This is a genomic window from Pseudomonas sp. NFACC25, assembly GCF_900100935.1.
GTDB classification, from domain to species: domain Bacteria; phylum Pseudomonadota; class Gammaproteobacteria; order Pseudomonadales; family Pseudomonadaceae; genus Aquipseudomonas; species Aquipseudomonas marginalis.
The window spans coordinates 37,149-62,206 of sequence record NZ_FMUC01000013.1 but is presented as its reverse complement, the minus strand read 5'-3'; the positions used below and the strand labels follow the sequence as shown (position 1 = coordinate 62,206).

The 25,058-nt window shown below is 61.8% G+C and carries 24 protein-coding genes, 5 tRNA genes and 1 pseudogene; 20 read left to right on the top strand and 10 right to left on the bottom strand.

The features are described 5' to 3' along the window. The first annotated feature begins 112 nt into the window (after positions 1 to 112). The 4 genes from BLQ09_RS24390 to BLQ09_RS24375 all read left to right on the top strand — a co-directional run bounded on the left by BLQ09_RS24390 (position 113) and on the right by BLQ09_RS24375 (position 526). Positions 113 to 188 (top strand) — tRNA-Asn (locus tag BLQ09_RS24390). 9 nt (positions 189 to 197) lie between these two features. Continuing rightward, a tRNA-Pro gene (locus tag BLQ09_RS24385) sits at positions 198 to 274 on the top strand. 5 nt (positions 275 to 279) lie between these two features. Next, positions 280 to 355 (top strand) — tRNA-Lys (locus BLQ09_RS24380). A gap of 94 nt (positions 356 to 449) precedes the next feature. Continuing rightward, a tRNA-Pro gene (locus BLQ09_RS24375) sits at positions 450 to 526 on the top strand. A gap of 128 nt (positions 527 to 654) precedes the next feature. Here BLQ09_RS24375 and BLQ09_RS24370 read toward each other — a convergent pair. The 3 genes from BLQ09_RS24370 to BLQ09_RS24360 are packed head-to-tail and all read right to left on the bottom strand — an operon-like array spanning position 655 to position 2,870. Beyond that, positions 655 to 1,953, bottom strand: coding sequence for an NAD(P)/FAD-dependent oxidoreductase (locus BLQ09_RS24370; RefSeq protein WP_092358816.1), 1,299 nt, complete (start codon positions 1,951 to 1,953; stop codon positions 655 to 657). A gap of 60 nt (positions 1,954 to 2,013) precedes the next feature. Continuing rightward, positions 2,014 to 2,187, bottom strand: coding sequence for a DUF3094 family protein (locus BLQ09_RS24365; RefSeq protein ID WP_043293437.1), 174 nt, complete (start codon positions 2,185 to 2,187; stop codon positions 2,014 to 2,016). A gap of 53 nt (positions 2,188 to 2,240) precedes the next feature. Continuing rightward, a complete protein-coding gene (locus tag BLQ09_RS24360) occupies positions 2,241 to 2,870 on the bottom strand; it encodes a DUF1780 domain-containing protein (protein WP_027604891.1) in 630 nt (209 codons plus the stop codon). A 105-nt stretch (positions 2,871 to 2,975) separates the two neighbouring features. Here BLQ09_RS24360 and BLQ09_RS24355 point away from each other — a divergent pair, with 105 nt between their 5' ends. The 3 genes from BLQ09_RS24355 (at position 2,976) to BLQ09_RS24345 (ending at position 4,420) form a co-directional block, all read left to right on the top strand. Beyond that, complete coding sequence (locus BLQ09_RS24355; protein ID WP_092358814.1) at positions 2,976 to 3,443, top strand: FAD/FMN-containing dehydrogenase; 468 nt, start codon at positions 2,976 to 2,978, stop codon at positions 3,441 to 3,443. Next, a complete protein-coding gene (locus tag BLQ09_RS24350) occupies positions 3,440 to 4,129 on the top strand; it encodes an energy-coupling factor ABC transporter permease (protein WP_092358812.1) in 690 nt (229 codons plus the stop codon). The genes BLQ09_RS24355 and BLQ09_RS24350 overlap by 4 nt, the downstream gene beginning before the upstream one ends. Before the next feature lie 75 nt (positions 4,130 to 4,204). Further along, entirely contained in the window at positions 4,205 to 4,420 is a 216-nt protein-coding gene (locus BLQ09_RS24345; RefSeq protein ID WP_003171680.1) for a hypothetical protein, read from the top strand. Here the strand turns inward: BLQ09_RS24345 and yacG are convergent. From yacG to BLQ09_RS24325, 4 genes are read right to left on the bottom strand one after another with little or no spacing between them, the layout of a single operon-like run. Then, entirely contained in the window at positions 4,417 to 4,617 is a 201-nt protein-coding gene (gene yacG, locus BLQ09_RS24340) for a DNA gyrase inhibitor YacG (RefSeq protein ID WP_027604888.1), read from the bottom strand. The two genes, BLQ09_RS24345 and yacG, sit on opposite strands and share 4 nt — an antisense overlap. Next, on the bottom strand, positions 4,614 to 5,237 hold the full coding sequence (gene coaE, locus BLQ09_RS24335; protein ID WP_092358810.1) for a dephospho-CoA kinase: 624 nt from the start codon (positions 5,235 to 5,237) through the stop codon (positions 4,614 to 4,616). Before coaE ends, yacG begins: the two co-directional genes overlap by 4 nt. Then, positions 5,234 to 6,100 carry a prepilin peptidase gene (locus tag BLQ09_RS24330; protein WP_092358808.1) on the bottom strand — a complete coding sequence of 289 codons (867 nt, stop codon included), beginning with the start codon at positions 6,098 to 6,100 and terminating at the stop codon, positions 5,234 to 5,236. The genes coaE and BLQ09_RS24330 overlap by 4 nt, the downstream gene beginning before the upstream one ends. After that, on the bottom strand, positions 6,097 to 7,305 hold the full coding sequence (locus tag BLQ09_RS24325) for a type II secretion system F family protein (protein ID WP_092358806.1): 1,209 nt from the start codon (positions 7,303 to 7,305) through the stop codon (positions 6,097 to 6,099). The genes BLQ09_RS24330 and BLQ09_RS24325 overlap by 4 nt, the downstream gene beginning before the upstream one ends. A 202-nt stretch (positions 7,306 to 7,507) precedes the next feature. Between BLQ09_RS24325 and BLQ09_RS24320 the strand changes: the two genes are divergently transcribed. The 4 genes from BLQ09_RS24320 to BLQ09_RS24305 all read left to right on the top strand — a co-directional run bounded on the left by BLQ09_RS24320 (position 7,508) and on the right by BLQ09_RS24305 (position 9,931). Beyond that, positions 7,508 to 7,918: a pilin gene (locus BLQ09_RS24320; protein WP_027604884.1), complete on the top strand. Its 411-nt coding sequence runs from the start codon at positions 7,508 to 7,510 to the stop codon at positions 7,916 to 7,918. 35 nt (positions 7,919 to 7,953) lie between these two features. Then, positions 7,954 to 9,354 carry an O-antigen ligase family protein gene (locus BLQ09_RS24315; RefSeq protein WP_027604883.1) on the top strand — a complete coding sequence of 467 codons (1,401 nt, stop codon included), beginning with the start codon at positions 7,954 to 7,956 and terminating at the stop codon, positions 9,352 to 9,354. Between the two features lie 48 nt (positions 9,355 to 9,402). Then, positions 9,403 to 9,475: transfer RNA gene (locus BLQ09_RS24310), tRNA-Thr, on the top strand. A 150-nt stretch (positions 9,476 to 9,625) separates the two neighbouring features. Next, complete coding sequence (locus BLQ09_RS24305; RefSeq protein ID WP_027604882.1) at positions 9,626 to 9,931, top strand: DUF6388 family protein; 306 nt, start codon at positions 9,626 to 9,628, stop codon at positions 9,929 to 9,931. An 82-nt stretch (positions 9,932 to 10,013) separates the two neighbouring features. On the opposite strand, the gene nadC is transcribed toward BLQ09_RS24305, so the two are convergent. Then, entirely contained in the window at positions 10,014 to 10,862 is an 849-nt protein-coding gene (gene nadC / locus BLQ09_RS24300; RefSeq protein ID WP_027604881.1) for a carboxylating nicotinate-nucleotide diphosphorylase, read from the bottom strand. A 244-nt stretch (positions 10,863 to 11,106) separates the two neighbouring features. Here nadC and BLQ09_RS24295 point away from each other — a divergent pair, with 244 nt between their 5' ends. From BLQ09_RS24295 to BLQ09_RS24275, 6 genes and pseudogenes are all read left to right on the top strand, one after another. After that, complete coding sequence (locus BLQ09_RS24295; protein WP_092358804.1) at positions 11,107 to 13,257, top strand: DUF1631 domain-containing protein; 2,151 nt, start codon at positions 11,107 to 11,109, stop codon at positions 13,255 to 13,257. 61 nt (positions 13,258 to 13,318) lie between these two features. Then, positions 13,319 to 13,882, top strand: coding sequence for a 1,6-anhydro-N-acetylmuramyl-L-alanine amidase AmpD (ampD, locus tag BLQ09_RS24290; protein WP_092358802.1), 564 nt, complete (start codon positions 13,319 to 13,321; stop codon positions 13,880 to 13,882). Next, entirely contained in the window at positions 13,879 to 14,715 is an 837-nt protein-coding gene (gene ampE, locus BLQ09_RS24285) for a regulatory signaling modulator protein AmpE (protein WP_092358800.1), read from the top strand. The genes ampD and ampE overlap by 4 nt, the downstream gene beginning before the upstream one ends. Before the next feature lie 229 nt (positions 14,716 to 14,944). Then, positions 14,945 to 16,084, top strand: a pseudogene (locus tag BLQ09_RS32025) (HAMP domain-containing protein); the annotation flags it as partial. 117 nt (positions 16,085 to 16,201) lie between these two features. Then, positions 16,202 to 16,942, top strand: coding sequence for a methyl-accepting chemotaxis protein (locus BLQ09_RS32020; protein ID WP_370737678.1), 741 nt, complete (start codon positions 16,202 to 16,204; stop codon positions 16,940 to 16,942). A gap of 126 nt (positions 16,943 to 17,068) precedes the next feature. Next, positions 17,069 to 17,500: a hypothetical protein gene (locus tag BLQ09_RS24275; protein ID WP_092358798.1), complete on the top strand. Its 432-nt coding sequence runs from the start codon at positions 17,069 to 17,071 to the stop codon at positions 17,498 to 17,500. Here BLQ09_RS24275 and BLQ09_RS24270 read toward each other — a convergent pair. Then, the gene (locus BLQ09_RS24270; protein WP_092358796.1) at positions 17,447 to 18,223 is read right to left on the bottom strand and encodes a TatD family hydrolase; all 777 of its coding nucleotides are present in this window, start codon (positions 18,221 to 18,223) and stop codon (positions 17,447 to 17,449) included. The two genes, BLQ09_RS24275 and BLQ09_RS24270, sit on opposite strands and share 54 nt — an antisense overlap. 2 nt (positions 18,224 to 18,225) lie before the next feature. Then, on the bottom strand, positions 18,226 to 19,221 hold the full coding sequence (cra, locus tag BLQ09_RS24265; RefSeq protein ID WP_027604874.1) for a catabolite repressor/activator: 996 nt from the start codon (positions 19,219 to 19,221) through the stop codon (positions 18,226 to 18,228). Positions 19,222 to 19,515: 294 nt separating this feature from the next. On the opposite strand from cra, the gene ptsP reads away from it, so the two are divergent. Genes ptsP through BLQ09_RS24250 form a run of 3 tightly spaced genes read left to right on the top strand, consistent with a single transcriptional unit; the run spans position 19,516 to position 25,022 of the window. Further along, positions 19,516 to 22,374 carry a phosphoenolpyruvate--protein phosphotransferase gene (gene ptsP, locus BLQ09_RS24260; protein ID WP_092358794.1) on the top strand — a complete coding sequence of 953 codons (2,859 nt, stop codon included), beginning with the start codon at positions 19,516 to 19,518 and terminating at the stop codon, positions 22,372 to 22,374. After that, positions 22,375 to 23,295, top strand: coding sequence for a 1-phosphofructokinase (pfkB, locus tag BLQ09_RS24255; RefSeq protein WP_027604872.1), 921 nt, complete (start codon positions 22,375 to 22,377; stop codon positions 23,293 to 23,295). Positions 23,296 to 23,306: 11 nt separating this feature from the next. Further along, positions 23,307 to 25,022, top strand: coding sequence for a PTS fructose-like transporter subunit IIB (locus BLQ09_RS24250; RefSeq protein WP_027604871.1), 1,716 nt, complete (start codon positions 23,307 to 23,309; stop codon positions 25,020 to 25,022). Positions 25,023 to 25,058 lie beyond the last annotated feature (36 nt).

Genomic DNA, 25,058 nt, shown 5'->3' with positions numbered 1-25,058 from the left:
GGGGTTTTTAAGATTGTAGAATAGCGCGCCTCAGAGACGCTAACGTAGCGATACGGACAGGGTCGAAGAGAAGGTTACACAGCAGCAAAAGTTGTACTTTGAAATATGTAGTTCCGTGATAGCTCAGTCGGTAGAGCAAATGACTGTTAATCATTGGGTCCCAGGTTCGAGTCCTGGTCACGGAGCCAATTTCAAACCGGGGTATAGCGCAGTCCGGTAGCGCGCCTGCTTTGGGAGCAGGATGTCGGGAGTTCGAATCCCCCTACCCCGACCATATTTGGGTCGTTAGCTCAGTTGGTAGAGCAGTTGGCTTTTAACCAATTGGTCGTAGGTTCGAATCCCACACGACCCACCATTTTTGAGACCAGTTAACGCTGGAATCGAATCTTAAGATCAGAGGCCAAAAGCGCTGATCGAAGAAGGCGACTGAAAGGTCGCCTTTTTTTTACCGGGGTATAGCGCAGTCCGGTAGCGCGCCTGCTTTGGGAGCAGGATGTCAGGAGTTCGAATCCCCTTACCCCGACCATATTAAAAATCCTCGTATCGAAAGATACGGGGATTTTTTTTGCCTGGAATTATCTCAAGTCCAACACACAACCAATGTGGGAGGGAGCAAGCCTCCCACATTGGCCAGTCCCGCAAGGGACCCTGTTGTTAGTGAAGCTTCAGGCGCGGTTCAGTCCCGCGTCCAATCTTGCTGCCCAGCATCAGCATCGCCGTGCGGAAGAAGCCATACAGCGCCATCTGGTGCATGCGGTACAGCGACACATAGAACATCCGCGCCAGCCAACCCTCCAGCATCACGCTGCCGGTCAGGTTGCCCATCAGGTTACCCACCGCCGAGAACCGCGACAGCGAGATCAGCGACCCATAGTCGGTGTACTTGTACGCCGGCAGGTCTTTGCCCTCGATACGCAGTCTCAATGACTTGGACAGCAACGAGGCCTGTTGGTGCGCGGCCTGGGCCCGTGGCGGCACATTGCGGTCGGTGCCCGGTTGCGGGCAGGCGGCGCAGTCGCCAAAGGCGAAGATGTTTTCATCGCGGGTGGTTTGCAGCGTCGGCAGCACTTGCAGTTGATTGATGCGGTTGGTTTCCAGGCCATCGATGTCCTTGAGGAAAGCCGGGGCACGAATCCCGGCGGCCCATACCTTGAGGCTGGCAGGGATCACCTGGCCACTGCTGGTGATCAATGCGTCGGCGGTCACTTCGCTGACCGCTGAGTTAGTCAGCACCGTCACCCCGAGCTTCTCCAGGGTTTTATGCACAGGCCCGCCAATCCGCTCCGGCAAGGCAGGCAGTACACGAGGGCCGGCTTCGATCAGGGTAATGTGCATGTTTTCCGGCTTGATGCGGTCCAGGCCGTACGCAGCCAGCTCGTGGGCCGCATTATGCAGTTCTGCGGCCAGCTCGACGCCCGTTGCACCCGCACCGACGATGGCGACGCTGATCTTTTCCACCACATCGGTCTGCCCGGCATGGGCGCGCAGATAGTGGTTGAGCAGCTGTTGGTGGAAACGCTCGGCCTGCTTGCGGGTATCGAGGAACAGGCAGTGCTGCGCCGCGCCCTCGGTGCCGAAATCATTGGTGGTGCTGCCCACCGCAATCACCAGGCTGTCATAGCCCAGCACGCGCGCGGGCACCAGCTCGCGGCCTTCTTCGTCGAGGGTGGCGGCCAGCTGGATTTTCTTCTGCTCACGGTCGAGCCCGCTCATGCGCCCCAGTTGGAACTCGAAGTGGTTCCATTTGGCCTGGGCGACGTAATTGAGTTCGTCTTCCGAAGAGTTGAGTGAGCCGGCTGCGACTTCGTGCAGCAGAGGCTTCCAGATATGGGTGAGGTTGGCGTCCACCAGCGTGATGCTGGCGGTGCCGCGCTTGCCCAGAGTCTTACCCAGGCGGGTAGCCAACTCCAGGCCGCCGGCGCCGCCGCCGACGATAATAATACGATGGGTCATGGGGGTATCTCGCAAGGCTAAAGGAAATCGGAGCAGTTACCCTCGCGAGCGCCAGGCAGCTCATAGCGTCAGGTAACTCAAAAGGCGGCTGAGCAGGCCGAGCCCGATCACCACCACCAGCACCACACCAAGGAGCAGCCACGGCCGGAAAGGCCTGCGCTCGACTCGGTTCTGGGAGAGTTGCAGGTACTCTTCGACATGCTGTTGGTCGTCGGGGTTCAGGCGGCTGGTCATATAAGGCCTCGTCAGGTAGACGTTGCAAAAGGGCGCCACGTTACAGTGGGGGATCAGAGGCTGATGCCCACATCGAACACTATGCTGCGCCCCAGGTTGTTGCGCAAGAAATCCGGCGCGTCCGGGTGGGCGAACAGCACCCGGGCAAACGTCGGCCCCACCAGCGACAGCGAGCGCCAGCCCTGGCGCAAGTATTCGGTGGGTGGGGGGAAGTGGCTGTTGAGGTCGAGCACTTCGCGCTTGAGGCTGGTGAACGCGACGATATCCAATTCGCCCAGGTCCATCCCGCGCTCTTTGTAGTTGTGGGCCTTCTTGCGCAACGTGGGCGCCAGGCGCAGCAGGAATTCATGGGCGGGGATGCGCCGCGGCTTGGCTTCGCGCCGCACCAGCTGGCTCAGGGAGAATGCACTGCGTCGACGCAACAGCTCGTCACGCCATTCGTCGTTCAGGCGGCGCCCTTCATCGAGTACGAAAAACACCTCGAAACTGGCATCGCGAAACAGCACGTCGGGTGGTTCTTGCCCGGCGGGGTGAAACTCTTCGGCGCGGTAGGGCACATTCAAGCCTTGCAACAGGCGCTGGCAGACCCAACGCTCACGCTCCCATTTGCGGGCATTGGACAGGAACGCATTGGCTTGTTCGGCTGCTACGGTGAGCAGGCGCAAATAATCTGAGTCATCCATGCCTGCAGCTTAGCGTCCAAATGATGACCGCAGGAAGTCCTGCTGCAAAAGCCAGGGTGTAGACTGGCCTTTCAAGCGTAATTACCCCCTTATGAGGAGCGTGCGGTGAAGTGTCTGGTGGTGATGTTGCTGAGTCTTTTGCCGGTATGGGCACAGGCTGTTGAAGTGGGCGAACGCCTCGCTCCCTGGACCTTGCTCGATCAATTCGACCAAGCCTATACCCTCGATAACCAGGCACGGATTCTGTTGGTGGCGCGCAGCATGGACGCGGCCAAGCTGGTCGACGCGGCGCTGCAAGGCCAACCTGCAGGCTACCTCGAAGCGCGGCATGCGGTGTTCGTCGCTGACATCCAGCGCATGCCTCGACTGATCGCCAAATTGTTCGCGGTACCGGCCATGCAATCCTACAACTACCGCGTCATGCTGGACCGTGATGCGCGTATCGCCCCGCGTTATCCCGCGGCGGCGGATAAAGTGCTGTGGCTGCAGTTGGATAACGGTAAGTTGGTTTCCCAAAATGAATACGGCACCGCTGTCGAATTGCGCCAGGCCCTGGAGCAGGTGAAGCCGTGATCAGTGCCGCAGTGCTGGCGCCCACAACCCTCGGCATCGGCTGGCTGTTGTATGCACCGGTACTGCTGTGGGCGATCCTGCGTTCGCCCTGGGTCGAGTTGTTTGCCGACCGGCGGCGCCAGCATTTGCTGTTCGGTACGGTGTTCGCACTGTTCATGTTGTGGCTGGTACGACGGGATTTCGATACCGGCGTGTCCTATCACTTTATCGGTATGACCGCCGTAACCCTGCTGTTGGATTGGCCCCTGGCCATCGTTGGTGGTTTTGCCGCCCAGTTCGGGTTAATGCTGCTTGGGCGCCAGGACCTGGCAGCCCTTGGCGTCAACGGCCTGCTGCTGATCGTGCTGCCGGTGCTGGTCACCGAAGGCTGTGCACTTGTGGTCGAGCGAGCGCAGCCGCGCAATCCCTTCGTGTATATCTTCTGCTCCGGTTTTTTTGCTGCCGCGTTGTCGGCCTTGTTTTGCCTGCTGCTGGGGCTGGGGTTGCTGTGGTTCGACGGTCGTTTTGCCATGCCTGAATGGCTGGAGGATTTCGTCGGCTACCTGTGGCTGATCATCTTCCCCGAAGCCTTTATCAACGGCATGGTGATCAGCGCCCTGGTGGTGTTTTGTCCGGAATGGCTGGAGACATTCAACCGCACACGCTACCTCTCGGCGCCCTGGAAGGATGACGAATCGCAGCGTTGACCCAGATCAAATCCCGCGCAGCCGAGCAGGCCCATGCTCTGCGAAATTTTCCTAGGCAAGGCGGGAGCACGAATCATGAGTGTGTACGAGTGGGCACGGCAGGAGTTGCGCAGGAGCCAGGATGCGGCACAGGAAATCGGTTTCGACCCGGGCTTGACCCTGCGCGCCATGCTCAGCGCGGTGGTGCAGCAGAGCAAGGGCGTACGCAGCTTCGAAGACCTGGCCGACGAGCTGCAATACCTCGCAGAAAACCTCGACGACCAGCAGGAATACGCCTTTATGCGGCCTTAGTGGCGCGGCGGCAAGTCTTCGGAAAACAGCTCGTCTTCGGCATCCGGCGCCACGGGGATCTTGTGTTCCTCGGCGGCCCACGCGCCCAGGTCGATGAGCTTGCAACGGTCCGAGCAGAACGGCCGGTTGGGGTTGGCTGCATTCCATTCCACGGGTGCACCGCAGGTTGGGCAGTCGACGGTCAAGGGTTGGCTCATGATCGGCCTCCACGCAAAGTAAGGTAAAAGTGGTGCAGTCGCTCGACCTCGCTGTGCAGCCAGGCGAGATCCTGGTCATTGACCAGCACGTCATCGGCATGGGTCAGGCGGTCTTCACGGCTGGACTGTGCCTTGAGAATTGCCTGAACCTGTTGTTCGCTGATGCCGTCGCGCTGCAGGGTACGCTGAATCTGCAGCGATTGCGGCACGTCGATCACCAGGATGCGCTGGGTCATGCTGTACTGGCCGGATTCGATCAGCAGCGGGGACACCAGGATCGCGTAAGGCGAGCGGGCGCGAGCCAGGTGACTGCGAATCTCCTCGCCAATCAACGGGTGCAGCAAGGCTTCCAGCCAGCGGCGCTCTTCGGGCACCTCAAAGATCAGCTTGCGCAACGCGGCGCGGTCCAACTGGCCGTCAGGCTGCAATACGCCGGCACCAAAATGCTCGGCGATGCGGGCCAGCGCCGGCCGGCCGGGTTCGACCACCCAGCGCGCGGCGTGATCGGCGTCCACCAGGTCAATGCCCAGGTCGATAAAGTGCTGGGCTGCCGCACTTTTACCGCTGCCGATGCCACCGGTGAGGCCGAGAATCCAAGGTGTTGCAACAGGAGTGGTCATCTGAAACCGACAGACTGCAAATAGAAGTCGGTTATTTGACCACCCCAGAGCAATGCAATCCAGCCGGCAATTGCCAGATACGGACCAAACGGCATCGGCGTGGACGCCGGGGTCTTGCGCAGGCGCATCAGGATCAACCCGACAAACACCCCCACCAGCGACGACATCAACAGTGTCATCGGCAATATCTGCCAGCCGCCCCAGGCGCCGAGCAAGGCCAGTAACTTGAAATCACCGTGGCCCATGCCGTCTTTGCCGGTGACCAGCTTGAACAGCCAGAACACGCTCCACAGGCTCATGTAGCCGATCACGGTGCCCCATAGTGCGTCGGGTAATGTCGTCAGTAATCCAAAGCTGTTGACGATCAGCCCCAGCCACAGCAATGGCAGCACCAGCACATCAGGCAGCAACTGGTGGTCTGCGTCGATCAGGCTCATTGCCAGCAACCCCCAACTCAACACCAGCACCGCTGCGGCCTGCCAGCCAAAGCCGAAATGCCAGGCAACCCAGGCCGAGATCAACCCACAGGCGAGTTCCGTGAAAGGGTAGCGGGGGCTGATGGCTCCCTGGCAATGGGCGCAGCGCCCCCTGAGCATCAGGTAGCTGAGCAGTGGGATATTTTCCCACGGCCGGATGGGATGGTCACAGTGTGGGCAGCATGAGTTGGGGTGCATCAGGTTGTAGGTCGGCCCGCCAGGTTCGGCAGGCAAGCCGAGCACTTCATGGGCCTGGGCACGCCATTCCCGTTCGAGCATTTTTGGCAGGCGCCAGACCAGCACGTTGAGGAAACTGCCGACGATCAGCCCCAGTAACAGCGCGATGGTGACAAAGGCCAATGGGTGCTCGTTCAGCAGCAGGCTCAAAATGCACTCCCCAGCTGGAAGACCGGCAGGTACATGGCGATGACCAGCGCACCGACGATGCCCCCCAGCACCACCATGATCAATGGCTCCATCAGGCTGGTGAGGTTGTCGACCTGGTTGTCCACGTCAGACTCATAGTGGCTGGCGACCTTTTCCAGCATGTGTTCCAGGGTGCCCGACTCTTCGCCGATCGCCGTCAGTTGGATCGCCATGCCGGGAAACAGGCCGCTGTTGAGCATGGATTGATTCAGTTGCATACCGTTGGATACATCGTGACGCATATGTTCGATTGCCTGTTTGAACGGGCCGTTTCCCACGGCGCCGGCGACTGAATCCAATGCCTGGACCAGTGGAACACCGGCGGCGAAGGTCGTGGAGAGCGTGCGGGCGTAGCGGGCCACGGCGGATTTTGTCAGCAGTTTGCCTGCCAGGGGCGCTTTCAACAAACCTGTGTCCAGCCAGTAGCGAAAGCTCGACGAAGCCCGATAGGCCTGGCGCAGCCCAGCGGCTCCCGCGACTATGCCCAATACCAGCATCCACCATGCGTGCTGCATGAACGCCGACAGGGCGATCACGTGCAAGGTAAATGCCGGCAGTTTGCCGTCGACTCCGGCGAACAGGGCCTGGAACTGCGGTACCACGTGGACCAGCAGTATGCCGGTGACCAGGCTGGCAACCACCAGGACAGCAATGGGGTAGGTCATGGCCTTTTTGATCCTGGCCTTGAGCTGTTCACTCTTTTCCCGGTGGATCGCCACCCTTTCCAGCAGTGTCTCAAGCGCCCCGGCCTGTTCGCCGGCGGCCACCAGGTTGCAGTACAGCTCATCGAAATAACGCGGTTGTTTGCGTAATGCCTCAGCCAGGCTGCTGCCGGCGGCGATCGCCTGTTTAAGTCCCAGCACCTGCTCACGCACAGCGCGATTGTCGACGCCTTCGCAGATGATGTCGAAGGCTTGCAGGAGTGGAACCCCAGCCTTCAGCAGCGTCGCCAGTTGGCGCGTGAACAGCGTGATGTCAGCCGCTTTGACTGATGGGGTGAGGCTTGGCAGCAGCGGGGATTGCTTGCGCACACGACCGGGGCTGATCCCTTGCTGGCGCAGTTGTGCCTTGACCAGGGCTGCGTTGTGCCCCTTGGTTTGCCCGGACACCCTGCGCCCTTTGCGGTTGATGCCTTCCCAGGCGTAAGTCGTTGAAGCGTTGTCCATGTCGCGGTTCCGCATACAGGCTGTCGAAGATTTATAGCTTAGTCAGGTGACGGATTCGGGCATGCCGATGGCGCAGGATAAAAATGTCAGAATGTGCGTCTTGAGCGCGATTGGCCGCTTGCGGGTGAGTACACTGGCGCCGTTGCAAAAACGGGGTGCAGGACGCGCCTTGTCATGAGTTCTATTCGGGAGAGTGAATGTGATACGTCAGAAAGGCTTTACCTTGATCGAGTTGTTGATCGTCGTGGCAATCATCGGCATTTTGGCCACCATCGGCCTGCCCATGTACACCACCCACCAGGCCAAGGCCAAGTTCACTGCCGGCCTGGCTGAAATTGCCGCGTTGAAGGCCGGTTACGAAGACACCATCAACCAGGGCACCGTACCTACCGTGGCCTTGATCGGCGGCACCAGCCCTACGGCCAACTGCAAGATCGATGTGGCAGGCGATGTGGCCACGGGGGCGGGCTCCATCAGCTGCGAAATACTCGACGCACCGGCACCGGTGCTGGGCAAGACCATCACCCTGGTCCGCAGCGCCGCCGGCTGGAAGTGCGCGACGACCGCTGAAGCGAAATATGCCAGCAAGGGCTGCGGCGCCGACGGCGCATAACTGCTAAACCATCCACAGGGAAGTAGAGGTGGCCGATGGTGTTATCCGTACAGCAGCGAGGCGGTGTTTTCCTGGTAGCAGCGGTGTGCCTGTTGAGTGTCGGCATCTGTGCACCGTTCGGCGGGCATGATCTACAGCGTGTCATGCAAATTGCCATCGGGTTTTGCGCGGTGCTGTATGGGTTATCGGTTACCTCCACTGAACCTTGGGTAGACAGGCCCACTGCCTGGGGCGTTGTGCTGGTTGTGGTGCTGGGCCTGCTGTCCTCGGCGCTGGCCCATCAGCCGCTGTGGGCACTCACCGAAGTGGCGCTGTTTGTCAGCTGCGCGGCGATTGCCGTCGCCTTTGCCCTGCTTCGTCGTCACGGCGGCGAGCCTCTGGATCGCGTGCTGATCCTGGTTGTGGTGTTGCTGTGCCTGATCAAGTCGCTCCAGTATCTGTATGCCGGTACGCTGGCGTTCACCAGCGGCGAGCGCATGCTGGATCCTGACCGACTGCTCTCCGGCTTTTCCAACAAGCGTTTCTACGGACAGTTTCAGACATTTACCTTGCCATTGCTGGCGCTGCCTTTGCTGATGCCCAATGTCTCCCGCGCCTTGCGGGGGATGGTGTTTGCGTTGCTGTGTGTCTGGTGGCTGATAGCAATCAGCGGCGGTACGCGGGGTACCTGGCTTGGCATGGGCGTGGCGGGCGTGGTGTTGGCGCTGCTTGGGCCATGGGGGCGTCGCTGGCTGGGCTGGCAATTGGTCGCGGTGTCGGTTGGGCTGTTGCTGTATTGGCTGATATTCACGGGGCTGGCGGGTTACCTGGGGATTGAACTCACCAGTGATGCCGCAGATCGCCTCACCACCTCGCTGTCGGGACGGGGCCCGATCTGGTGGCAGGCGTGGCATATGCTTGTCGAGCGCCCGTGGCTTGGTTTTGGGCCGATGCATTTTGCCGATATTGCCAACAGGATTGCCGCTCATCCCCATCAGGCGATTCTGCAATGGGCCAGCGAATGGGGTGTGCCCTCGGCGCTGTGCGTGGCGGTGTTGGCATGGCGAGGCGGCTGGACCACCTTGGCTGTGCTGCGCGAGCGAGCGCTGTCCGCCGCGCGGGTTGATCTGCTGCGCTTGTGCCTGTTTGCGGCGTTGGTGGGGACGCTGGTGCAGTCCATGGTCGATGGCGTGATCGTGATGCCCAACTCCCAGGTCTGGTTGGCGCTGGTGGTGGGCTGGCTGATGGCGCTGCATGAGTTGCGCGTGCCAGCAAGCGCTGTGCTGCCGTTGGCGCGGAACCTATGGAAAGCCTTGGGTGTGTTGGCCGTTGGTCTGTTGGTGTTTATCGCGGTGCGCGATGTGCCTCACCTCCAACAAGCCCAGCAGCAGTACCAGGACCGCAAAGGTAACTACCTGCAACCACGCTTCTGGGCTCAGGGGGTCATTGCCCGTTGAAGGGCGTAAGTTGCCGGACGCCCGATGCGGTGCTAGCTTTAGCCCACCGCCCGTGTAGCTCAGTTGGTAGAGCAGCGCACTCGTAACGCGAAGGTCGCAGGTTCGATTCCTGTCTCGGGCAAAAAGGCAATACTGCTTCAAAGGCAATGTTTTCAGATGATCCCAGAATGGTTCTGAAGGCCAGACGAGTTGGCACGTGTGCCGGCTCTTTTGTATCTGCGCAACCTTGATGACCCAGATGCATCCCCATTCCTCGATCTAAGAGAACGACATGACCACGACTGAAATGACCCAGGAAGTTCGGCATCAAGCAGCCCTCGAAAAATACCTTGAGGAGTCGCCGCAGCTTAAAGAAGAGATCAAGGACCTGAGCGCCGATGATCAGCGCGACCAGATCCAGTGGGCGTTTGAGGACGAGGCCGAGAGCCAGGGCTTCCAGCCTTGGGAACTGACCCTCAAGTACACCTCGACGCCGGAAGAGTTCGAAGCGGCACGGCTGGCCTTGCACAAAGAGGCGGCCGAGGTGCTGGGTGTCGAATGGGAAGAGTATTGCGAGATGAATGACCTGGTCGTTTAGACGCTGCTGCAAGTTTCAAGCTGCAAGCTGCAAGTTGGAACGCAGCCCTCTTGCAGCTTGAAGCTCACCGCTTGCCCTCTCCTCAGATACTGAGGCGCATCGACAAATCCACCGCCTTCACATCCTTGGTCATCGCACCAATGGAGATGTAGTCCACCCCCGTCTCCGCGATAGGCAGCAGGGTGCTTTCATTGATCCCGCCGCTGGCTTCCAGCTTGGCCTTGCCGCCATTCAGGCGCACGGCTTCACGCATATCTTCCAGGCTCAATTCGTCGAGCATGACGATGTCGGCGCCCGCTGCCAGCGCTTCGCGCAGTTCGTCCAGGCTCTCCACTTCGATTTCCACCGGCTTGCCGGGTGCGATCTTGTGGGCGGCGCTGATGGCTTGGGCAATCCCGCCGCTGGCAGCGATGTGGTTTTCCTTGATCAGGAACGCGTCATACAAACCGATACGGTGGTTGTGGCAGCCACCGCAGGTCACCGCGTATTTCTGCGCCAGGCGCAGGCCGGGCAGGGTTTTTCGAGTGTCCAGCAGCTTGACCTGGGTGCTGGCGACAAAATCCGCCAGGAACCGGGCGCGGGTGGCGACTCCGGACAGCAGCTGCAGGAAGTTCAGGGCAGAGCGCTCGCCACTGAGCAGCGAGCGCGCCGGCCCCTCCAGGTGGAACAGTGCCTGGTTGGGGCTGACACGTTCGCCGTCGGCCACCTGCCAGTGCACGGCGACCCGTGGGTCCAGTTGGCGGAATACGGCATCCACCCACGCAGTGCCGGCGATGACGGCGGCATCGCGGGTAATGATGGTGGCCGTGGCCAGCCGTTCGGCCGGAATCAACTGTGCGGTGATGTCGCCGCTGCCGATGTCTTCCAGGAGCGCGCGGCGCACGTTGGCTTCGATTTCGGCGGTGAGGTCGGCAAGACGGAGGTTCGGCATAACAGGCTCCACAAACAAAGTGTCCCGATTATAGGGGCAGCGTGCGTTTGAACCCAGGCTCACCACTCATTTACAGCGCAATGTCAGAGTTTGCTGGCGCAACGGCACTCATTTGCAAGATAATCTCGCGCCTTGCAATTGGCGTCATAGCTTTGACGTCCTGGTGATAACCGGTTATCCACAGCCTTATTGGGCCTGTACCCGATCTTTCCCCAACGCTTTACCGCCGTTTCAGGAGGCCAGGATGCACAATGACGGAAAGGTGGTGCCAATCAACAAGGCACAAGCCACGCCATCGCCGCTCGCGCGCCTGCCGGTGGTGCTGCTGCAGGTTCGCGACAAGGCGGCGCAGCAGTTACAGCAGGGTTTACAGGAACTGTTCGATAACGCCGACGACACCTTGTTCGAAATGGCCGACAAGGCCCGCAACAACGTGGACCACCATATCTTCTTTGAAGCCATGCGCGACCTGCGCCTCAAGCGCAAGAATTTCGAGCGCGTGTTCATGGAGCGGCTGTTCGAAGCCTTTGGCAACCTGGGGCTGGCGGGCCGTGGTGAACTTCAGTTGGTGCCGGTGGTGTCCTATGACGCGGCCTCAGGCACGTCCAAGGATGACCTGGAAAAAGCCGTCGCGCTTGAGGCCATGCTGGGCCGGGTGCGCCACCGCGACGGCCTGGCGCTGTCGCAACTCACGGCACGCTTGAGTGCCTTGCTCGGCAATCGCCTGGACGACAGTGAGAACCCCCTGGGTCCGGCGCTGCTGTGCGAGTTTTTCCTGCGTGCCGGGCGTAGCCTGGGCGTGGAGATCCGCGTCAAGCTGATCATGCTCAAGCTGTTTGAAAAGTACGTACTCAGTGATGCTGACCAACTGTACGGTGAAGCCAATCAGCTGCTGGTCGCGACCGGCGTGTTGCCGGAACTCAAGGCCGCGCCGTCCCGCCGCCCCTGTGGCCGTGCCGCCCGTGATCATCAGCGTGAAGAGGTATTGCCGAGCACCGACCAACACGTCGACGAAAATGGCCAGCAAGCCTTCAGCGCCTTGCAGGCGTTGTTGACCGTCGTGCGCGGTAGCGTGTCGCCTACCCTTGAAGCCAGTGCCGAACCCCAGCCCATCGCCACCCGCGACCTGTTGCGGCTGTTATCCCATTTGCAGCAGTACGTCCCGGAGCCGGAAGCCGAGGATGATTTCGACCTGCGTAACCAGCTCGAGCAGTTGCTTACCCGCGTCAGCGTCAAGAGTGGCAAGTCGCGGGTGGTGGAGGATGCGGATGAAGATGTGATCAACCTGATCGCCCTGCTGTTCGAATTCATCCTCAATGACCGCGCAGTGCCGGACGCCTTCAAGGCCTTGATCGGCCGCCTGCAGATCCCGATGCTGAAAGTGGCGGTGCTGGACAAGAGTTTTTTCAGTCGCCCCGGTCATCCGGCGCGGCGCCTGTTGAATGAAATCGCTACCACCGCCATGGGCTGGAGCCCGGTCGATGACTTCCAGCGCGACAGCCTGTACCTGCGCATAGAGCAGGTGGTTCAGCGTTTACTCAATGAGTTTGTTGAAGATCCGGCGATTTTTTCCCAATTGCTGACTGAATTCACCGCGTTCACTGCCGATGAGCGTCGTCGCAGCGAATTGCTTGAACAGCACACCCGCCATGCTGAAGAAGGGCGCGTGCGTACAGAAGCGGCGCGGGCACGGGTGGCCGAGGTACTGAATCGACGGATGCTGGGCAAGGTTTTGCCGCAGGCGGTGGTGCAGTTCCTGCAACAGGCCTGGAGCCAGGTGCTGTTGCTGGCCAGCCTCAAGCACGGCGAGCAGTCGGTGCAATGGCAAGCAGGGCTGCGCACCATGGATGAGCTGATCTGGAGTGTCAGCCTGCCGGCAGACACTGAAGCCGGGGTGCACTTGCTGGAGCAGTTGCCCGGGTTGCTCAAGGCACTGCGCGACGGGTTGACCAGCGCTGCATTCGACCCCTTCAGCACCCGTGATTTTTTTGTGCGCTTGCAGACCCTGCATGTCCGGCCGCCCGAGGGTGGCGATGGATGGCTCGAAGTGCGTGAACCCTTTGTGTTCAGCGTACTGCCGCTCGATCCCGTCGAGGGCCTGCCGGAGGATGATCCGGACCTGGCCAAGGTGCACCAATTGCGCGTCGGTGACTGGATCGTGTTCCAGCAGGGCCCGGCAGGCACCCTGCGGTGCAAGCTGACGGCGATCATGGCGCCGGCCAACACCTATATTTTCGTCGGCCGTACCGGGCTCAAGGTCCTGGAGAAGAGTGCCGGCCAACTGGCGATGGCATTCAAGCGTGGCGCGCTGCATAACCTCGACGATGAGCCGCTGTTCGAGCGGGCGTTGGCGGCGGTGGTGGGCAAGCTGCGTCAACTCAATCGCGGCAAGTGATCGCAACCACGGGGTCGAACGCGGCATACTGGTCACACTTAGTCACGTTCAAGGATCCTGTATGCAGTTGGACCCCGCCAGCGGCTGGTGCCAGGGCATTCGTCATTGCCCTTCACCCAACTTCAACGAGCGCCCGGCAGGCGAAATCTCACTGTTGGTGGTGCATAACATCAGCCTGCCACCCGCGCAGTTCGCTACCGGCAAAGTGCAGGAGTTTTTCCAGAATCGCCTGGACGTCACGGAACATCCCTACTTTGAAGGGATTGCCGACCTACGGGTGTCTGCGCATTTTCTGATTGAGCGCGATGGCACCGTGACGCAGTTTGTATCCTGCATAGACCGGGCCTGGCATGCCGGGGTCTCGTGTTTCGAAGGGCGTGAGACGTGCAATGACTTTTCCCTGGGCATAGAGCTTGAAGGTACGGATGATTTGCCGTTCACCAACCCCCAGTATGTGTCGCTGATCGACCTGACACGGCAGTTGCTGGCAGCCTATCCAGGTATTACGCCGCAGCGTATCTGCGGCCATAGCGATATCGCTCCGGGGCGCAAGACCGATCCCGGCCCCGCTTTTGATTGGGTGCGCTTTCGCAGCGCCCTGCAGGATGGAGGACACGCACGATGAGTTTTCTGGTGTTGGTGCTGGCCGTGTGGATCGAGAAGTTCTCGGCCCTGCGCCAGCGGTTGCAGCGTGATGGCGGCTGGTTGCGCGAATTGGCCAAGTTGGAGTCGAACCCGCGCATGGGCAAGCAGCCGTGGCTGATTCTGCTCCTGCTGGTGTTGCTGCCGGTGGCGTTGCTGGCGTTGTTGTTGCTGGTGCTGGAGCCGGTGGCCTATGGTTTGTTGGCGCTGCCGGTGCACTTGCTGGTGGTGATCTACAGCCTGGGCCGTGGCGATCTATTGGCTGGGCTGGGGCCATTTCGCGATGCCTGGCGCCGTGGTGACCTGCAGGCGGCCGAGCATGTGGCCGAGCGCGACCTGAAGCTGGGCGCCGACAGCGGCGAGCAACTGCTGGAGCGCGTCCAGGGCCATCTGTTGTGGCAGGCCTACCAGAGCTTCTTTGCCGTGATTTTCTGGTACTTCCTGTTGGGGCCGGTCGCCGCGCTGGCCTATCGACTGCTGGCGCTCGCCAGTGAGCACAGCCACAACCCTCTGGTGGCCGAGCGCGCCGGGCAATTGCGTCACGCGTTCGACTGGCTGCCGGTGCGCCTGCTGGCGGCCAGTTTTGCCCTGGTGGGCAATTTCGTCGCGGTCAGCCGTGTCATGCTTCACGAGTTGCTGAGCTGGGACATCAGCGCGGCGCAACTGGTGGAAAAAGTTGGCCTGGTCGCGGCTGAAATCCCGCCTCCGGCCGTGGGTGCCGATGGCATCAACAGCCTGGATCGCCTGTGGGAACTGCTGCTGCGTGCGGCGGTGCTGTGGTATGCCGGTTTCGCCATTTGGACCGTGTTGCCCTGACTCCTGTGATAAGCGGGCTTGTCGAATCGTCGCACCGCCCGCGCCGGGCTGCGCAGCAGCCCGCTGCAATCCTCGTCCGTTAACTTTACGTTACAAAACTCCCTTTCAAATTGAGCTATACAGACAGAGCGCCAAATAGTGGCTTTCTGCCGCCGCCCTGCGCCTGAATAAAAATAAAACAAAGGGGAGGTCACCTGTGAAGAGCTTGCTCTATCCCGCCGTCGCGCTGATGAACCGTCTTAGCTTCGGCATGAAGTTCAGCCTGATCAGCGTGCTGTTCCTGCTGCCGATGCTGGCCACCAACTATTACCTGGTGCGCGATTCCTGGCGCGAATTCCAGGGCACCCGTGTCGAGCTGCAAAGCCTGGATTTGCTCGGCAGCAGCCTGGTCCTGCGCCGTGACCTGGAAACCCTCAATAACCAGGTGCAGATCAACGCAATACTTGGCCAGTCCGGCAAGGCCGCTGACCTTGAGGGCAAGATCAGCGCCCTGGAGCAGAGCGTGCTCGCCCGTCTGCAAGGCCTCACCCCGATGGCTGCCGAACCTGAGCAAATCGCCGCCTTTGAAGGTAAGCGTGACGAACTGATCACCGCCTTCCAGGCCCAGCAACAGGAAAGCTCGCTGCAGAGCAAAAGTGCGTTGATCGGCAAGTTGCTCAACAAGGCCCAGATGCTCAGCCAGATCATTGCCAGCCAGTCCGGCTTGAGCCGCGACCCCCAGAGTGACTTGCGCCAGCTCAGCGAGCTGATCACCAGTGTCACCCCGCAGGTCACCCAGACCCTGGGAGAAGGCCGGGCGATGGGGGCCTACTCCCTGGGCCAGGGTTTTCTCAACTCATCTTCCAGTACCCGCTTCGACGAACTGCTGCAACAGTTGGAAAAGCTCCAGGCCGAATACGCCTTGAAATTGCAGGACGTCCTGGGCTCCAGCAACGCCGCGCACGCGGCGCTCGACAGCCTGGCGAAGGCCAGCAATGCCAGCCTCAAGCACGGCAGTGAATTGTTTGAAGAGCAGGTGGTGATGGCCGAAACCCTTGACGCGCCGTGGCAGGGTTTCTATGACAGCGTCAGCCAATTGATGGAGCACACCTATCAGCTCGATGACGCCACCCTGACGTTCCTCGGGCAGCAGCTGGAGCAGCGCCTGGCGCAGAACCGTACGCACATGGTGGTGCTGGTCTCGGCGCTGACGGCGGTGTTTTTGCTGATCTTCTACCTGTATGCAGGGTTCTACGCGTCTACGCGCACCACGTTACGGCGCCTGGGGGCGATGATGGACAAGGTGGCCGCCGGCGACATGACCGTTACCTTTGTTGCCCAAAGCCGCGATGAGTTGGGCGACCTGGGCCAAGTGTTCAACGGCACCGTGGCGAAAATCCATGATTTGATCGAGCGCGTCGGGCATACCGTCAGCCAGGTCGAGTTGCAGGCCGGCCAAGTGGAAACGGTCTCGGCCCGGAGCAATCAGGCGGTCTCTGGCCAGCGCATGCAGATTGAGCAGGTGGCGACGGCCATGAACCAAATGTCTTCCACCGCCCAGGAAGTGGCGCGCAGTGCCGCGGCGGCGGTCAGCAGTGCCCACAGCGTCAACGATGAAACCGTCAATGGCCGCGGCCTGGTGCAATCCCAGCAGGGCAGCATTGCGCGGCTGGCCTCGGAGATCGACCAGTCGGTTAGGGTGATCAACCAGTTGGCCACCGACAGCCAGTCCATCAGCAGCGTCCTGGAGGTGATCAAAAGTATCGCCGAGCAAACCAACCTGCTGGCACTCAATGCGGCCATCGAGGCCGCACGGGCCGGTGAGCAGGGACGCGGCTTTGCCGTGGTGGCCGACGAGGTGCGAACCCTGGCCCGGCGTACCCAGCATTCCACCGAAGAAATCGAGCAAATGATCAGCCGCCTGCACAGCGGTGTGGCAGCGGCCGTGAAGGCCATGGGCACCAGCCATGAAATGGCCAGCGGCACCGTGGAACAGTCGGACAAGGTCCAGCAAGCCCTGGAAAATATCCTCGGTGCCGTGGGCATGATCGTCGATCAGAATCAGCAGATCGCCGCAGCGGTGGAGCAGCAGACCGCCGTCGCCCATGACATCGACCAGAATATCGTCGAAATCAATCGTGCCGGCGAGCATGCAGCCCAAGGCGCGCATCAGACTGAAGCGGCGAGCCGGCAGCTGTCGATACAGGTGATCGAGTTGAAGCAACTGATCGGGGCCTTTCGTGTGTAAGGCGGTGGCGTAGGATTGGTCTTTGGTTGGTGTAGTGCCTGTCCTGATTTCCTGGAGTGCCTTTTTTGCGCGGGTGAATGAGTGAAGATTTGTGTCACTCAATCAAGGTCCAAGGGAGGCATGACAATGACCACTGCAGTCGGCGTCAAGGGGCACTGCGCCCATTGCGACATCACGTTTGAACTCAAGCCTTGGCAGTTGAACGCCATCGCCATTGAAGAACCCTTTGATTGCCCGTATTGCCAGCGCGTCCTGGAGCTGAACTGCCCCCGGCAGTTGCGACATTTCAAGGCGCTGGACCATTGGGCGCTGGTATGCCCGAGCATGGCCGTGCTGACGTGCGTGGTGCTGATCGTGGCGCTGGTGACGGAGTGGATTGGCCTGATCAGTGTGGTCGGGCAGCTCAACGTGTCATTGATGGTGCTGCTGGTGCACTTCCTGGTGCTGCGCTATGTCCGTCATCGGCAGCGAATGACCTTGAACCTGCAAGCGGTGACCCCGGTATTACCAATTGAACAGCTCGCACGCATTGCGTGTGCTCGCCTCGGCCAGCGCTAGGGGGCTGGTGCCCATGCGCTCGGCCAGGGCGGTGCAGATCGCCGGCAGGTGCTGCGGGCTGTTGCGCTGGCCCGGGTACATGGCCGGCGCCATGTCGGGGGCGTCGGTTTCCAGTACGACCGCGTTCAGCGGCAGCTGTGCCAGCACCTTATGCATGCGCAGGGCCTGGGGCCATGTGGCTGCGCCGCCCAGGCCGAGCTTGAACCCGAGCTTGATGTATTCATGGGCTTCTTCCCGGCTGCCGGCAAACGCGTGGATGATGCCGCCCCGTGGCAGGCGGATGCGCTTGAGCGTGGCGATCACGGCCGCGTGGCTGCGGCGTACGTGGAGCAGCGCCGGCAGCTGGAAGTCCACCGCCAGTTTGAGCTGGGCTTCGAACAGGCCTTGCTGGCCCTCGCGATCCAGCTGTTCAACAAAGTAATCCAGGCCGATCTCACCTACCGCGCAGAGCTGTCGATGGCCGTGCAGGCGGGTCAACCAGTCGCCCAACTCCGTCAGGTCGGCGGGCTTGTGCTCATCGAGGTACACCGGATGCAGGCCAAAGGCCGCGAACAAACCGGCATCCGCCTGCACCAGATCCCACAGCCGCTGCCAGTTCTGCTGATACACCCCCAGCACCACCATGCGCCGCACGCCCAACTCACGGCTGTGGTCGAGGACTTCCCGGCGATCGCTGTCGAAGTCCGGGAAGTCCAGGTGGGTGTGGGTGTCGATCAGCTCCACGCTCAGGCCTCGTGGATACGCTGCTTGAAGGTCCGGCCGATGGCGTGCACGCCCGGTTGGTATTGTTCTTCTTCAATGGCGGCCAGGGCCAGGCGCAGGGCGGTGTCGGCAATCAGCTGATGTTGCTGGGCCATGGCGTTGACCGGCAGCGGCAGGAAGTCCAGCAACTGGGTGTCACCAAACGTGCCCAGGCGCAGCGGGCGTGACTTGAGCGGGAAGTCATGCAGTGCGTCGAACACGCCTTGCAGCAGCACGTAGGACGTGGTCACCAAGGCGTCAGGCAAGTGCCCCAGTTGATGCAGAAGTTGCTCCATCAGCTGTCGGCCACAGTCGCGGCTGAAGGCTTCGCCGTGTTCGACGATGACCTCGCCGGTGAAACCGCCGAGCGCTTCACGGAAACCGGCCGCACGCTCCTGGCTGATGCTCAGCTCGGGCCGCGCGCCAATCAGCACGATCTGCTTGGGCAGCGGTTGCAGCAAGCTGCTGGTCAATTGCTGGCAGGCCTGGCGGTCGTCGCTGACCACCGAGCAGAACTGGTCCGCCCCCATCACCCGGTCGATGGCAATCACCGGTAAACCCTTGGCTTGCAGCTCGCGGTAACTGTCATCGCTGGCCGGCAGGCAACTGGCGACGAACAGCGCGTCGCAACGGCGGGCGCGGAACAGTTGCAGCAGTTGGCGCTCGCTGTCGGCTTCATCGTCTGAGCTGGCGATCAGCAACTGATAGCCGCGGGCCCGTGCACCTTGCTCCAGCAGCTTGGCGATACGTGCGTAACTGGGGTTTTCCAGGTCCGGGAGGATGAACCCCAGGGTACGGGTATGCCGGCTGCGCAGCCCGGCGGCCTGGGGGTTGGGCGTAAAGCCATGGGCTTCAACCACGGCACGCACGCGCTCGACGGTCGCGCTGCTGATGCGTTGCTGTGCGGCTTTGCCATTGATGACATAGCTGGCGGTGGTCACGGACACACCGGCCAGACGTGCGATATCACTGAGTTTCAAACCGGGATTTCCTTGTTTTTTGGAGCTCGCCCCGACATTTTGTCCAATCGTAACCGATTCCTGCACACGACTAATGTCTCAGCTCAAGTGCCGAGTGGTCCTTCAAGGATGCGCAATTAACGCGTAACCTGCCATAAATTCTAGATTAAACGTTTCAGCCAGCGTATTTTTACGACGTTAGCCACTGAGTGCCTACTGCCAATTGACTACTCGGTCAGCTGTCCCGGAACACCATTACACTGTTTTATTCAAAACAATACCTAGTGCGTCCATCGCACTAACTAGGAGAACGGCATGCTTGAGCTCACTGTAGAGCAGATTTCCATGGGCCAGGTGGCTGTGGATAAATCTGCTGCCCTGCACCTGCTCGCTGACAAACTGGTGGCCGATGGCCTGGTCGCCGAGGGATATCTCAGCGGCTTGCAAGCCCGTGAAGCCCAAGGCTCGACCTTTCTTGGCCAAGGTATTGCCATCCCCCATGGCACCCCCGAAACCCGCGACCAGGTGTTTTCCACCGGCGTGCGCCTGTTGCAGTTCCCCGAAGGGGTGGACTGGGGCGATGGGCAGATTGTGTACCTGGCCATTGGTATTGCCGCCAAATCCGACGAACACCTGCGCCTGCTGCAACTGCTCACCCGCGCCCTCGGTGAAACCGACCTGGGCCAGGCGCTGCGCCGCGCCGGCACGGCTGAAGCCTTGCTGAAACTGCTGCAGGGCGCCCCCCAGGAGCTGGCGCTGGACGCGCAGATGATCAGCCTGGGCGTGTCTGCCGATGACTTCGAAGAGCTTGTCTGGAGAGGCGCACGCCTGCTGCGCCAGGCCGATTGCGTCAGCAATGGGTTTGCCGCAGTGCTGCAACAGGTCGATGCTTTGCCCCTGGGTGATGGCCTGTGGTGGCTGCACAGTGAACAGACGGTCAAGCGCCCGGGCCTGGCGTTTGTCACGCCCGATAAGCCCATGCGCTATCTCGGCCAGCCCCTTAACGGTCTGTTCTGCCTGGCCAGCCTGGGTGAAGCCCATCAGGCCTTGCTTGAACGCTTGTGCGCGTTACTGATCGAAGGTCGTGGCCAGGAATTGGGCCGCGCCACCAGCAGTCGCGCGGTGCTCGAAGTGCTCGGCGGCGAGCTGCCAGCTGACTGGCCCAGCGCCCGCATCACCCTGGCCAACGCCCACGGCCTGCACGCACGGCCGGCGAAGATCCTCGCGCAATTGGCCAAAAGTTTTGAAGGCGACATCCGCGTGCGCATCGTTGACGGCCCGGTGGGCGCCGTGTCGGTGAAGAGCCTGAGCAAGCTGCTGAGCCTTGGCGCCCGGCGTGGCCAGGTGCTGGAATTTGTTGCTGAACCGACGATTGCCGGCGATGCGTTGCCCGCGCTGCTGGCCGCCGTCGAAGAGGGCCTGGGCGAAGAGGTCGAGCCACTGCCGACCATGAGCGCACAGCCCGAAGCCCTTGATATTGCGCCAGTGATCAGCGCGCCACAGGCCGGCAGCCAGCTCCAGGCCATCGCTGCGGCGCCGGGCATTGCCATTGGTCCTGCACATATCCAGATTCAACAGGTGTTCGATTACCCCTTGCGCGGTGAGTCCTCGGCCATTGAGCGCCAGCGCCTGCAGGATGCCCTGGCCGATGTGCGCCGGGATATCCAGGGCCTGATCGAACGCAGCCAGGCCAAAGCCATCCGCGAGATTTTCATCACCCACCAGGAAATGCTCGACGACCCGGAACTCACCGACGAAGTCGACACCCGTCTCAAGCAAGGTGAAAGCGCACAAGCGGCGTGGATGAGCGTGATCGAAGCCGCCGCCAGGCAGCAGGAATCGTTGCAGGACGCGTTGCTTGCCGAGCGCGCCGCCGACCTGCGCGACATCGGTCGCCGGGTGCTGGCGCAATTGTGCGGCGTTGAAACCGCCCAGGAGCCGAGCGAACCCTACATCCTGGTAATGGACGAAGTCGGCCCTTCCGACGTCGCACGCCTGGACCCGGCCCGTGTCGCCGGCATCCTCACCGCCCGTGGCGGCGCAACCGCCCACAGCGCCATTGTCGCGCGGGCCCTCGGTATTCCCGCGTTGGTCGGTGCCGGCCCGGCGGTATTGCTGCTGGCCGCCGGCACGCCGTTGTTGCTGGATGGCCAGCGCGGTCGCCTGCATGTAGACCCCGATGCAGCCACCCTGCAACGTGCCACCGTCGAGCGCGATACCCGTGAGCAACGCTTGCAGGCCGCCTCGGCCCAGCGCCACGAGCCGGCGCTGACCCGCGATGGTCACGCCGTGGAGGTGTTCGCCAATATCGGCGAAAGCGCCGGTGTGGCCAGCGCCGTGGAGCAGGGCGCCGAAGGCATTGGTTTGCTGCGCACCGAACTGATTTTCATGGCCCACCCCCAAGCCCCGGACGAAGCCACCCAGGAAGCCGAGTACCGCCGTGTGCTCGACGGCCTCGGTGGCCGCCCGCTGGTGGTGCGCACCCTCGATGTGGGCGGCGACAAACCGCTGCCGTATTGGCCGATTGCCGAGGAAGAAAACCCCTTCCTCGGCGTACGCGGTATTCGCCTGACCCTGCAACGCCCGCAGATCATGGAAGCGCAATTACGCGCACTGCTGCGCTCGGCGGATAACCGCCCGTTGCGCATCATGTTCCCCATGGTCGGCAGCGTGGATGAATGGCGTGCGGCCCGCGACATGACCGAACGCCTGCGCCTGGAAATCCCGGTGGCCGACCTGCAACTGGGGATCATGATCGAAGTGCCGTCCGCCGCGCTGTTGGCGCCGGTGCTGGCCAAGGAAGTGGACTTCTTCAGTGTCGGCACGAACGACCTGACCCAGTACACCCTCGCCATCGACCGTGGCCACCCGACCTTGTCGGCCCAGGCCGATGGCCTGCACCCGGCGGTGCTGCAACTGATCGACATCACCGTGCGTGCGGCCCATGCCCATGGCAAATGGGTCGGGGTGTGCGGCGAACTGGCGGCGGACCCGCTGGCGGTGCCGGTGCTGGTCGGCCTGGGTGTGGATGAGTTGAGCGTGTCGGCCCGCAGCATTCCCGAAGTGAAGGCGCGGGTGCGTGAATTCAGTCTGAGCGAGGCCCAGGGCCTGGCGCAAAAAGCACTGGCGGTGGGTTCGCCCGCCGAGGTGCGTGCCCTTGTGGAGGCCGTGTAGATGGCAAGGATTCTGACCCTGACGCTGAACCCGGCGTTGGACCTGACGGTACGCCTGGCGCACCTGGAGCCGGGTGAAGTCAACCGCAGCGAAACCCTGCTCACCCATGCCGCCGGCAAGGGCGTGAATGTGGCGCAAGTCCTGGCCGACCTGGGCCATCAAGTGACCGTGGGCGGTTTTCTCGGCGAGGACAATCCCCAAGCCTTCGAGGCGCTGATTGCACAACGTGGTTTTGCCGACGCGTTTATCCGCGTGCCCGGCGAAACCCGCAGCAATATCAAGATTGCCGAGCAGGACGGCCGGGTCACCGATATCAATGCGCCGGGGCCGTTGGTCAGTGAGCAGGCGCAGCAGGCGTTGCTCGACCAATTGACGCGCATTGCGCCGGGCCATGATGCGGTGGTCGTCGCCGGCAGCTTGCCGTGTGGCGTCAGCCCGCAGTGGTTGCAGGGGCTGTTGGAACACCTGAAGCGTCTGGGCTTGAAAGTCGCCCTGGACACCAGCGGCGAGGCGCTGCGTGCCGGTCTCAAGGCGGCCCCGTGGTTGATCAAACCCAATACCGAAGAGCTCGCCGATGCCCTGGGCGATGCCACCAACGTCATCAGCCAACTGCATCAGCAGGGTGTTGAGCATGTGGTCGTCTCCGACGGTGCCGCGGGCGTGAGCTGGTACAGCCGGGCCACCACCCTGCATGCCACGCCGCCCAAGGTGACGGTGGCCAGTACGGTAGGTGCCGGCGATTCGCTGCTGGCCGGGATGCTCCATGGTTTGCTTGAGTCTGAAGCGCCTGAACAAACCCTGCGTCGCGCCACGGCAATTGCCGCCATGGCGGTGACACAGATCGGTTTCGGCATCCGCGACGCCGCGCAGCTGGCGCGTCTTGAAAGCGGCGTCGCTGTACGCCCGCTGACAGAACAATAAGAGGGATTGTCATGAAGTTAGCCATTGTTACTGCCTGCCCCAACGGCATGGTCACCAGTGTGCTGTGCGCCCGCTTGTTGGACGCCGCCGCGCAACGCCAGGGTTGGAGCACCAGCGTCGAGGTGGTGGATGTACAGCGCCCGGAGCGCCAGTTGTCGCAGGCCACCATCGACGCCGCCGAATGGGTGTTGCTGGTCAGCAGCGCGGCGGTGGATATGCAGCGGTTTGTCGGCAAGCGGGTGTTCCAGAGCACACCGGCCCAGGCGCTGGCGGATGTCGAGGCGGTGTTGCGCCGGGGCGCTGAAGAAGCCCAGGAGTATGTCGTCAGCCAGGCAGCGGCTGCGTCGAAGCATGCGCCGCGTATCGTCGCGATTACCGCCTGCCCGACCGGCGTGGCGCATACCTTCATGGCCGCCGAAGCCTTGCAGCAGACGGCCAAGCGCCTGGGCTATGACTTGCAGGTCGAGACCCAGGGCTCGGTCGGTGCCCGTACGCCGTTGAGCCCCGAGGCCATCGCGAATGCCGACGTAGTGCTGCTGGCGGCCGACATTGAAGTGGCCACCGAGCGTTTCGCCGGCAAGAAGATCTACCGTTGCGGCACCGGTATTGCGCTCAAGCAATCCGAGGCGACCCTCAACAAAGCCCTGGCCGAAGGCGCGGTGGAAAGTGCCGCCAGCGGTACTGTGGCCAAGAAAGAAAAAACCGGCGTCTACAAACACCTGCTGACCGGTGTGTCGTTCATGTTGCCGATGGTGGTGGCGGGCGGTTTGCTGATCGCCTTGTCATTCGTGTTCGGCATCCATGCGTTTGAGCAGGAAGGCACGTTGGCGGCCGCGCTGAAAACCGTCGGCGACCGCGCCTTTATGCTGATGGTGCCGCTGCTGGCGGGTTACATCGCTTACTCGATTGCCGACCGCCCGGGCATTGCCCCCGGCATGATCGGTGGCCTGTTGGCGGGCACTTTGGGAGCCGGTTTTATCGGCGGGATTTTCGCCGGGTTTCTCGCCGGTTATTGCGTCAAGCTGATCACCCGTGCGGTGAAGTTGCCGCAGAGCCTGGAAGCACTCAAGCCGATCCTGATCATCCCGTTGCTGGCGAGCCTGTTCACGGGCCTGGCGATGATCTACCTGGTGGGGCCGCCGGTGGCGCGCATGCTCACGGGCCTGACCGATTTTCTCGCGACCATGGGCACCACCAATGCGGTGCTGCTGGGCATCCTGTTGGGCGGCATGATGTGTGTCGACCTGGGCGGGCCGATCAACAAGGCGGCGTATGCGTTTTCCGTCGGCTTGCTGGCGGCACAGAGCGGTGCACCGATGGCCGCGACCATGGCCGCCGGCATGGTGCCGCCAATCGGCATGGGCATCGCCACGTTTCTGGCGCGACGCAAGTTCGCCCAGACCGAACGCGAGGCCGGCAAGGCCGCGATGATTCTGGGCATGTGCTTTATCTCCGAAGGCGCGATCCCGTTTGCCGCCAAGGACCCGTTGCGCGTGATCCCGGCCAGCATCGCCGGTGGCGCGTTGACCGGGGCGCTGTCGATGTACTTCGGCTGCAAACTGGCGGCGCCCCACGGCGGCCTGTTTGTGCTGGTGATCCCGAATGCGATGAACCATGCGCTGCTGTACCTGCTGGCAATCGTTGCCGGCAGCCTGCTGACCGGTTTGGTGTATGCGCTGATCAAGCGTCCGGAAGCGGTGGAGCTGGCTGTCGCACCGGTGTCATAAGCGCATGCTTTAGTGGCCCTTTTGATACTCAAGAGG